This window comes from Streptomyces sp. NPDC060000, from assembly GCF_042737375.1.
GTDB lineage: Bacteria > Actinomycetota > Actinomycetes > Streptomycetales > Streptomycetaceae > Streptomyces.
In genome coordinates this window covers 1-8,964 of record NZ_JBHWUU010000153.1, presented here as the reverse complement: position 1 = coordinate 8,964, position 8,964 = coordinate 1, and the positions used below count along the sequence as shown (strand labels likewise).

Sequence of the window (8,964 nt, the reverse complement as noted above, 5' to 3'; positions counted from 1 at the left end):
GATCGCCTCTTCGAGCAGGGCCTGGAAGACGCCCGCTTCCCGCCATCGCATGAAGCGGTTGTAGACCGTCTGCCAGGCGCCGAACCCCCTCGGGCGTCTCGCGCCACTGACTGCCGGTGCGGAACCTCCAGAGCACCCCCTCGAACTGCTCACGCAGCCGCTCGGGGTAGGGGCCGAACCTGCCGACCGGCAAGAACGGCCCGATGAACTCCCACTCTCTGTCCGTGAGTTGCGCACGTGTCAACCGAAGTCCTACTCGACCGGCACCCCAGCCAGGACCCGAAGCCCGGTTTTGATCACAACTACAGACAATCCCTAGTAGATCAGGCCATGCGTGATCCGCGAGGGTGGGGGAGAGGCACCAGCCAGGGGATGTGCACTCCGCGTGGACTCTAGCGGCACGCGTGTGGCACGCCTCGAACACGACGAAGGGCCAGCCTGGGAGGAAACCCTCCTGAGCTGGCCCTTTTCCGGTGCCCCCGGCAGGATTCGAACCTGCGACACCCGCTTTAGGAGTTCGATCCGGGCCCGCTGGGGCTGCGGCTGTCACCTGGTGCGGCGGCCGGACAGAGTCGCTGGTGTACGCGCCCGTCCGGCGTCGTTGATGTCAGCCTTGGATGTCAGCCGTCCATCAGATCCGGGTAGGGACAGAGTTCTAGCTCGGCGGTCGGACGGTCGGCCCACTTCCACCAGACGTGTTGGTTGGAGCCGCCAGCCAGACCACACGGCAGGTGCGAAGTTCGTCCTCCTCGCGGTGGCAAAGCGCCATCGCGCCGGCCCTCCTCTCGAACATGAGCTCCGAGTGCCTAGGGTGGGGCCGAGCCGCTAGGCAGGAGTCCCACCTTCCTACAGCCCACGGTGGTGGTCGCGAGCAACGGCGCCTGTGCAGGGGCTAGCGCCGTCCCCTAGCATCCGCCGGTTCCGGGTAAGCCGGCTGAGAGCTCTAGGAAATCACAAACAGGGGCGCATGACGGCGAAGGAAATTTCCGTCCATTCACTCGCCTGATGACTTACCAGGAACTCATACGAGTAGCGAACCTCATGAGAAACTACTGATGATTTGGTCCTATCGAGAAGATCGACGAGGAACGCATAATCAGTCTCCTCATGCCCAGTCTTCATCAGGCTAAAAACGTGATGAAGTGAAACTTCCTTAGCCTGTACAGCCTCAATCAGGACTTGCAGCAATAGTTCTCGATCATCCCGCTCGTGCGGCGGATCTGTCGCTACAACACCGAGAGCGGCGAGAAATCTCCGGGCCGGGTCCGAGCCCCAGTCTGCCTTGACCCTCTCCCACTCAGCTTTAATTAGCAGCCCGTAACGTCGATGAGCCCCGGTCCATCCCGTAGCCGACATAGCGATACGCCCCAAGCCGACCTTGCTAAAATCTCTGGTCCAATCTTTTACTACGAAATCTGGAACCCTTGGAGCCCAAAGATACCCAGGGCAAACTTGCATGCCGTGAAGGTTAAGGAAGTCACTCCAGCTCTCGTCGACTTCCACTCCCTCGAGCCAGGACAAAAACGCATGAGAATCGCTCGCCAGACATTTTACGACTCTCTCCATCACAGGCCTAGAAAATAGTGCCCTGCGATGGCGAGAAGCATGTCGAGGCAGTACATTGAAGACGACACTGGCTAGCCTGGACTTAGCCGCCACCTCTCCCATGCTCTCGATCGCCTCAACTAGCGCCAACACGTCAGAGGAATCCCACACCTCGCGATCATTTGGATAGAAACTCGCCGCTGAAAGCGGAAAGAAAGCACTTCTACTCGTGCGCCAGGAGTCGAAATCTGACGCACACATTTCACGCAACTCGCTTTGTTCCCAAGAGTCCTCCAGAGAAAACCAGTCGGCTGCGTCTCCCATGTAACCGGATTCGATCATGGAAGCGGCGTCTTTGCCGTGCTGATCACGGAGGCGGAGAGCGTACAGAACAATCCACGGAAATCGGTTAGCCCACATTTGATAGTCACTTGCGGCAGGGCAATCGGCGCGAACAACGTCTGCCAAAGTCCGCTTACTAGGACGCTCTGAAAACAGATGGATCTTAGATAGCCAGTGCTCTTCAGGGAAGTCTAGGTTGAGCGCAGGCCCGAATTCGGAATCTGCTCTGTTGCAACAAGTGACCCTTACTTCGATGGTGGCCCGCTCTCCAACCCTGAGTCCTCTCAGCGACGATCTAGGCACGGGTCCCGTGAGTGCATGCACGACGGTTTGCCACCACTCAGGAAATGCGAATGGGCCGCTTAGATTAGGCAGTGATCGCACGGAACGGCTCGACGCTTTCGCGCGTGAAAGACTGGAAGTAATTCTACGGACTGCCATAACAGTGGGGATGGTATTGCCGGCATCAGTCATAGCAGGCGACACCCAGGCCACGAGCGCAGCATTCTCTGCACTGCTTGCGATACTCACGTACCGTTCGCGATCTTTAGCGGAACTTCTCGCATAGATATCGCGAAGGGCCTTAGTCGACCATTCATCACCGCGACCTGCCCGGATACCAAGGAAGACTAGGACGGATTCGCCGAGAAAGCCGCTGCTCGCCAACTCGGATTGCAAAAAATCGCGAGCAATTATCGCCCCTTCTGGCGTGATCGAAGCAGCTAGGAGCGAAACATGACTGCTGAGCGGAAGTCGGAGCACTTCCAGCGCTTGTTCCAGCAGAACAGCCTCATATCGCGGTGCCCGTACCATTCCGTCCCGCAAAATCTCGACGGCCAGACGGGAGCCTGTCAAGATGCGCCGCTGCAAGTTTCCGTATTGAGGTGAGGCCGAATTGAGCTCGGCCACTAGCGTGATTACTACATCGCGGAGCGGCTTTCGGTTCTCGAAAATGTTGCCGAGCGCGAACAGAAGTACGTTACGCCAATGGGCGCTCACCGACATGGCTCGGAGTCGTCGAGGGATTTCCCCCTCACGGCAATTCATGATCGCGTGAGCAGCCCAGAACTCCTGAAGCGATCTAATCTCAAAACTAATTTCGTCGGCACGGAAAGGAACGAGGAACACCAAGCGATCGGTGGCTGCTCGGCTTATTGCAGCAGTCAGGTCCTGTAGTGCCTCACCTTTGAAGCCCTCACCTTCCAGACGGGCGGAGATGATTACATTCAGCTCCTCTAGGGTGAGCCGTGAGGCCGTATCGCCGCTCCTCTCACTCTTGGTCTGCAGAAGAAGGCCGATATCGGCGTGGATGGCATTGATATCAGTCTTCCTGTCCCTCAGCAAATTACTTGCTGGCCCCTCTTTCTCAAGCTCACGTTCGTAGATGACCCGGTAGTAATCAGCGAAAAGCGTATACCTATCCTTCGGCGCCTTACCCATTCGATCCAAAAGCACGGCCATGATCGTCACCTGCAATGGCGTTGTCATTAGTCGCGCTGTCGAATCTTCTGCAGCAGCTTGTTCCAGCCGATCCATCAGCCGCTGCACTTTGTCGTCGGCAGCAGCCCCATACCTCGCCTGGGCCAACTTGTGACCATAAGTGAGCGCGTTGTCGGTATCGAGAGCGAGCAAGGAATAGTGCCGATAATACTTGGGAGAAAATTCATCTGCGTATCCTTGTGGTCTCGTGGTAGCCACCACGACAAGGTCAGCATTCACTTCATCGGCGTCCAGCAAGAATTCGTTAATGCATTGCAGAACATCATCTCGGTTACTGGATCCCGGGACCTCGTCAAGACCGTCGAGAATGAGCAACCAAGGAAAATCTCCCAGCCAGTCCTTCATGTCACTTGCCGTGACATCGATTGAGCTTACTGCCGAGATGCGATGAGACGCATATTCAAGAATGCTACTGAACTTACCCTTTGCGATGCCATCTGCGAGATTGGTTAGCGGGATTTTAAACGGCCATCTGCGAGCATTCGGGGAGAGGGATTCACGGTCGGCTAGTGCCATGATCCTTCTTACAGCAGACCTAAGGTCCGGGTTCCTTGCGTAGAGGTCGGTTTCTTTAACGAGGAGTGCTCGGTAGAGCTGACAAAAAAGCTGGCTCACGGTGCTTTTGCCCTGCCCGGGCCCGCCAACGAGAACGAATCTGTTTCCCCTATGTCCCGAGATGTCATTTTGGCTCTCATCAGGCCGATGGTTTGCATCGCACGATGCAATAAGGGTCTCCAGGCATTTGCCTCCCCCGTTAGGTCGATAATCATCCGCCAGGCTGATCGGGAGGTCAACGAAAACATCTGCGAGAGGAATCGTTCGATCATCCGCCGAACCGGCCTGGTCGAGATTCGCGTATCTTTCTCGCAGAATCTCCCGTGACAGAAAGGACTTGATTGCACCCACTACTTCTCGCTTGCGAGCCTCCCGCCCCTCATAAATATGACTCAGGATGTCGCCAGGAAGAATCCATGCGGCGTATGATCGACGGATCCCATCGTAAATTTCGAGAAATCGATTCAAGTTCTCCGAATGCCAGATCATCCAGCCTTCAACGGCAAGCGAATTACATTCCTCCCGCATGACCTGCTCCACGCGATCGAATCCACCTACTTCAGGGACCGCCGACAAGGTGACATTCGAAGCGAAGATGACGTATTTGGGTTTCGGATCCCGCTTGGTTGACGTGCGCCACTTTTTAAACTCTTTACGGATCTCTGCGATAAGCCACGTTGCTTCATCGGCAGGTGAGGCAGGCTTCTCCTTGTGCTTTACCTGCAGGATTCCGTAACCGTCCCACCCGAGGCGGGAACTCGTGATGCTGTCGAAGGTTGCCTCACGCCCGCCGTCTGGCCCGGCCCCGAAGACTGAGACCCGCGGTCCCAGCTCTGCGACTGCGATCGACTGAACGAGGTTCTCGAACTCGCGAGGTCCGAGATGGTACAGGTCAAAGTCCATGGGCGGATTATGCCCTGTGACCGCGTCCAGTGTGGTCGGTTCCGCAGTTTTCGTGAGTTGGTAGATCCCGGACAGCACCCGACCGAGTGATCCTTCGAAGAATCAAACAGGCCAACGCGCTAGCGGGTCCCGACGAGGAGACGGCTTCGTGCTCTCCACGCCATCGAGGTGCTGCGGCGGAGTCATCGAGGCGGTGGCGAGGTGAGGCCTCCTCAACAAGAGGCCTGCGCCTTTGTAATGCACACCTACACTTGCGCTCTCTTCACGGCTCAGATGGCGGCTCGGCGGTTGTCAGCGAGTCAAGCCTAGCGGGGCTTGGGGTGTAGCGAGACACTCGGGACACTGCGCCGCTGGACTCCGGAATTAACCGAGATAGGGCCGCTCGCGTTGCTCCAGAAAATGAACGATTCGTAGCTGCTGTGTATGGTGCATCGGCAGTCGATCGATGTGCTCAGGCTGGACGAACCGCAGTTCCGTGGACTCGTCCGAGATCGCGAGCTGGCCGCCGACCACACGGGCGGTGAAGCAGACGTTGAACTGCCTGCGCACCTCACCGTCCGAGTAGGCGATGATGTGGCGCGGGTCGGTGTACATGCCCACGAGCCCGGTGATCTCCACGTCCAGGCCCGTTTCCTCCTTCACCTCGCGGACGGCGGTTCCTGGCAGGGAGTCGGTCATCTCCATGCCGCCGCCGGGCAGCGCCCAGAGATCGTTGTCCCGCCGGCGCTGGAGGAGGATGCGTCCCTTGGCGTCGGTGACCACTGCGGACGCGGCGACGACCAGACTGTTGGGCTTGGGGGCGTCTGGGTCGTCGTAGTACTCGGTGCGTGCCATGATCACTTCTCTCGTACTGGCGTCGCGGTTGCCCACACCGCGTCGAAGCTGTCTGCGTAGGTGTCGAACATGCCGCCTTCCCCGTTTCGGCGCAGGTGCCACACGGGGGCCTTGTAGGCGTTCACGCCCCATACGTGGGCGTTGACCAGTGCCTGATCATCGGCCCGGTAGATCGAGTTGTAGAGCGTCGTGGCGTGAGTCCGGACCTCGATGCCCGGCGCCCCGATGAGGGGGCGGTAGTGCATCAGCGCGAGACGGCAACGGGACTGGATCCCGTGTCCGAACTTCTCCTCGTCGCCGCGCTGTTGCACGTTGGGGCTGTCCGCGTCGCCGACTGCGATGCGGACTGCGCAGCCCTCGGCCGCCCGCTCCTTCAAAAGCTCGTTGAGCCGCGGGTACGCCTCGTGCAGGAACACGGCGGCGTACACCAGCACGTCGATCTGCTCGCGTGCCTGGGTCAGCATGTCCACGAAGGTGGAGACGGGGATGTCCGCCCGCTGGTCGTAGAGGGCCACAAGTTCCGGACTGACGGCGCGGGCGGGGCGTGCCTGCCTGAGCGATGGCCATAGAGCGTGCACGTCTTCTCCTAGCGTTTCTGCTGCCACCATGGCCGTGGCACGACGTGGCGTACGCCCCAGATTGACCCATCTTTCAACGGACTTGGGATCGACTTCGACCTTGTCCGCGAGGGCGTTGTACGTCCAGCCGCCGGCCGCCATGGCCGCACGTAACCTCTCGTTTGCCATTTCAATCTCTCCTAACAACCGGGGACGGCACTAGGGACGTTCTACCGGATGCGGGACGTCCCGAAGTGGTGTTTGTCGGTGGTTCCGACGTCCTGCCGGTCGGCAGGAAGCTCGTCGGCATGGCGAGCAACCAGCAGACCAGGCCAGGCATCGGCGAACTGGCGAAGGACAGTGCCAGCGGACGCATCGGCGTCGTCATGGGGGAGATCGGCGGTCGTGTCCAGATGCGGCCCGTCCGTGGCGGCAGGGAGTGGGATGCCATGCCGGGCGGCGTCGTCGCACTCAGCGCTCGGGAAGAGCTGAGCGCGCGTCTGAGCGCGAGGAACGGCACCAGTCGGGCCGGGCTGTGATGCGCGCCGTCGGCCGGTACGCCGGGGTCCTGCTCATCATCTGCATCAGCGGTTCGTGCGGCCTGGTGATCGGCATGGCCCTCGGGACCGGCCAGTACTGACCGGCCGCCCCGGGCGGGTGCCACACACGGCTCCCCGTCCCCGCTCGGGGCCGGCCTCCAGCCCGCCGTCGATCACCTTCGAGTCGAACTCGGCGATCGAGGCGGCAGGTAAGCGCCCTGCACCACTTCACATGAGGAGACGGCACATGACAGCAACGGCGAACGTGCAGAAGACCGGTCGCGCGGTCGCGGGTGAAGAGCTGTTCGAGAGCCTCGCCCACTTCGTGGTCACCCACGACGGCCAGTCGACCGAGCGGGCGGAGCGCATCGCCGACCAGGCCGTGGCCTTCGTGGTCACGGCGGCCACCGCGACCGTTCCCATGGTCCCGTCGGACGACGTGGACCTCGGCCTCCACGCGCTCATCCTGCACACCAAGGAGTACGCCCAGCTGTGCGAGCGGTACGCGGGCCGCTTCCTCCACCACAACCCCAAGCCGGGTGGCGGGGCCCGTGACCCGGAGAAGGTCAGGGCGTCGGCTCGTGCCATGAAGGCCGCAGGGTTCGCGGTCTTCGACGACCTGTGGACCGTCGACGGCACGAACCTCGCGCAGTGCGACTCGGACTGCGGCCGTCCCTACGGTCAGAACTAGGACCTGACATCAGTGACGCGGCCGACCCGGAATCAGGGTCGGCCGCGTTCGTCCGGAAGGAGAACAACGACGTTGTCCTGCTCGATCCATGAAGTGCCGGCCGTGGTGCTCGATGCGCTCATGCCCAATGCGCGGCGCCTGGTCGTCAACCGGCGCGGCTCCACCGTGTGGGAAGTGTTCGGCCCTCGGGGTCACTACGCCGTGAAAGTCGGCTATCCGATCGAGGCCACAGCCGAATGGCCCGCGCAGCCCTGGACCGCCCTCGCGCCGGCACGCGAGGGCGCCGTGCTCCATCGCCTCGGCCTCGACGAGATCGCGTACGGCGAGTGGGAACACGGCACCTGGAACTTCCAGCCCTGGCATGAAGGACCGGACCTCCACCGGCTGTGGGAACCCTGCCGTGAACCGGACCCCGTCATCGCGCCCCACATTGGTGTCGCCCTGGGATGCGTCGAAGCCCTCGCCGAACTCCACGGCAAGGGCTGGGCTCACGGAGACGTGCAGCCCGCCCACTTCATCATCGGAGTGGAACGAACGCACCTCATCGACCTTGCCCTGGCTCAGGGCGGACACGTGCCCCAGGGGTACGACTTCCCGTTCCGCGGTTGCCTCGTCCACTACGAAGCCCCGGAGATCGCCCGCAGTGTGCTCGCCACCGGGCAGGCCGAGCCGACGCAGGCTGCCGACGTCTACGCCCTCGGCGCTTCCCTGCTCATCTGCGCCACTGGTTGGCGCGCTGTCGAGTACCCGGACGACGCTCCCCGCGCCGTACAGAGAGAAGCCGTGGTGAAGGGGCGGCGTCGTCCCGTGCGGGTGCCGGGTGAGCTGGGCGACCTGGTCGACGCGATGCTCAGCCATGCTCCCGAGGACCGGCCGACGATCTACGAGGTGGGCAAAGCCCTGAGCTGACTTCGAAGCCTGTTCGCCGCCGCGGGAGTGCTCATGCTGCGGCAGCCGAAATAACAAGCGACCGGACCACCCCTCAGCCTGGACAGCATTCCGGGTGGTCCGGTCGTGGAAGCCCTGATCAGGACCCCGGTGCCGATGGTACCGGGGTGGTCGGCGTGCTCGGACGCGGGTGCGAGTACAACCTCAGTTGCCACCCTGCCGAGTTGGAGCAAACCACGCATGAAGTCCATTCAGAGAAGACCCAGTTCTGACCTGCACCACCGAAAGCCAGCCACGGTGGCGGGTTCGCCGAACGAGCACCCGTCACGTGTGCCTCCAGCAACCCCGGCCGGACCTCAGCCACGTTTCCTCGATGCGTCACGATCCGCAGTCCCACCTGCTGAAGCGTTGTGGACGCGGACAGGACCTGGCTCGCTTGCCGGCTTCCCCGAAAGGGACGGTGACCGTGCGCTCTGCCGTCGCTCTGTCTTCCGCTTGGTCCTGGCGCTCGGGCTCGTCGGGTTGCCTGCTGGTCTGGCCGTCCGTCTCGGCGATGTTGCGCGCTGAGTGGCCGGGGGCCGGCGCAGCGGTGGCGAAGACAGGGAGCGGC

At 61.5% G+C, this 8,964-nt stretch carries 6 protein-coding genes and 1 pseudogene; 3 read left to right on the top strand and 4 right to left on the bottom strand.

The annotated features are described in order from the left end of the window. The 4 genes and pseudogenes from ACFWBB_RS41875 to ACFWBB_RS41860 all read right to left on the bottom strand — a co-directional run. Window positions 1-244 (bottom strand): annotated as a pseudogene (locus ACFWBB_RS41875) (transposase); the annotation flags it as partial. 707 nt (window positions 245-951) lie between these two features. Next, window positions 952-4,845, bottom strand: a complete 3,894-nt coding sequence (locus ACFWBB_RS41870; protein ID WP_385284341.1) for an NACHT domain-containing protein — start codon at window positions 4,843-4,845, stop codon at window positions 952-954. 363 nt (window positions 4,846-5,208) lie between these two features. Further along, window positions 5,209-5,679, bottom strand: coding sequence for an NUDIX domain-containing protein (locus tag ACFWBB_RS41865; protein ID WP_385284339.1), 471 nt, complete (start codon window positions 5,677-5,679; stop codon window positions 5,209-5,211). A gap of 2 nt (window positions 5,680-5,681) precedes the next feature. Beyond that, complete coding sequence (locus tag ACFWBB_RS41860; RefSeq protein ID WP_385284336.1) at window positions 5,682-6,425, bottom strand: XRE family transcriptional regulator; 744 nt, start codon at window positions 6,423-6,425, stop codon at window positions 5,682-5,684. 119 nt (window positions 6,426-6,544) lie between these two features. Here ACFWBB_RS41860 and ACFWBB_RS41855 point away from each other — a divergent pair, with 119 nt between their 5' ends. The 3 genes from ACFWBB_RS41855 (at window position 6,545) to ACFWBB_RS41845 (ending at window position 8,375) form a co-directional block, all read left to right on the top strand. Further along, a complete protein-coding gene (locus ACFWBB_RS41855) occupies window positions 6,545-6,775 on the top strand; it encodes a hypothetical protein (protein ID WP_210962217.1) in 231 nt (76 codons plus the stop codon). A gap of 247 nt (window positions 6,776-7,022) precedes the next feature. Beyond that, window positions 7,023-7,466 carry a glycine-rich domain-containing protein gene (locus ACFWBB_RS41850; protein ID WP_385284333.1) on the top strand — a complete coding sequence of 148 codons (444 nt, stop codon included), beginning with the start codon at window positions 7,023-7,025 and terminating at the stop codon, window positions 7,464-7,466. 120 nt (window positions 7,467-7,586) lie between these two features. Beyond that, window positions 7,587-8,375 carry a protein kinase gene (locus tag ACFWBB_RS41845; protein ID WP_385284330.1) on the top strand — a complete coding sequence of 263 codons (789 nt, stop codon included), beginning with the start codon at window positions 7,587-7,589 and terminating at the stop codon, window positions 8,373-8,375. Window positions 8,376-8,964 lie beyond the last annotated feature (589 nt).

Bases quoted from the DNA above. Each gene is read 5' to 3' on its own strand.
- ACFWBB_RS41870 (WP_385284341.1), bottom strand. From the start codon at position 4,845: ATGGACTTTGACCTGTACCATCTCGGACCTCGCGAGTTCGAGAACCTC.
- ACFWBB_RS41865 (WP_385284339.1), bottom strand. From the start codon at position 5,679: ATGGCACGCACCGAGTACTACGACGACCCAGACGCCCCCAAGCCCAAC.
- ACFWBB_RS41860 (WP_385284336.1), bottom strand. From the start codon at position 6,425: ATGGCAAACGAGAGGTTACGTGCGGCCATGGCGGCCGGCGGCTGGACG.
- ACFWBB_RS41855 (WP_210962217.1), top strand. From the start codon at position 6,545: ATGGCGAGCAACCAGCAGACCAGGCCAGGCATCGGCGAACTGGCGAAG.
- ACFWBB_RS41850 (WP_385284333.1), top strand. From the start codon at position 7,023: ATGACAGCAACGGCGAACGTGCAGAAGACCGGTCGCGCGGTCGCGGGT.
- ACFWBB_RS41845 (WP_385284330.1), top strand. From the start codon at position 7,587: ATGCCCAATGCGCGGCGCCTGGTCGTCAACCGGCGCGGCTCCACCGTG.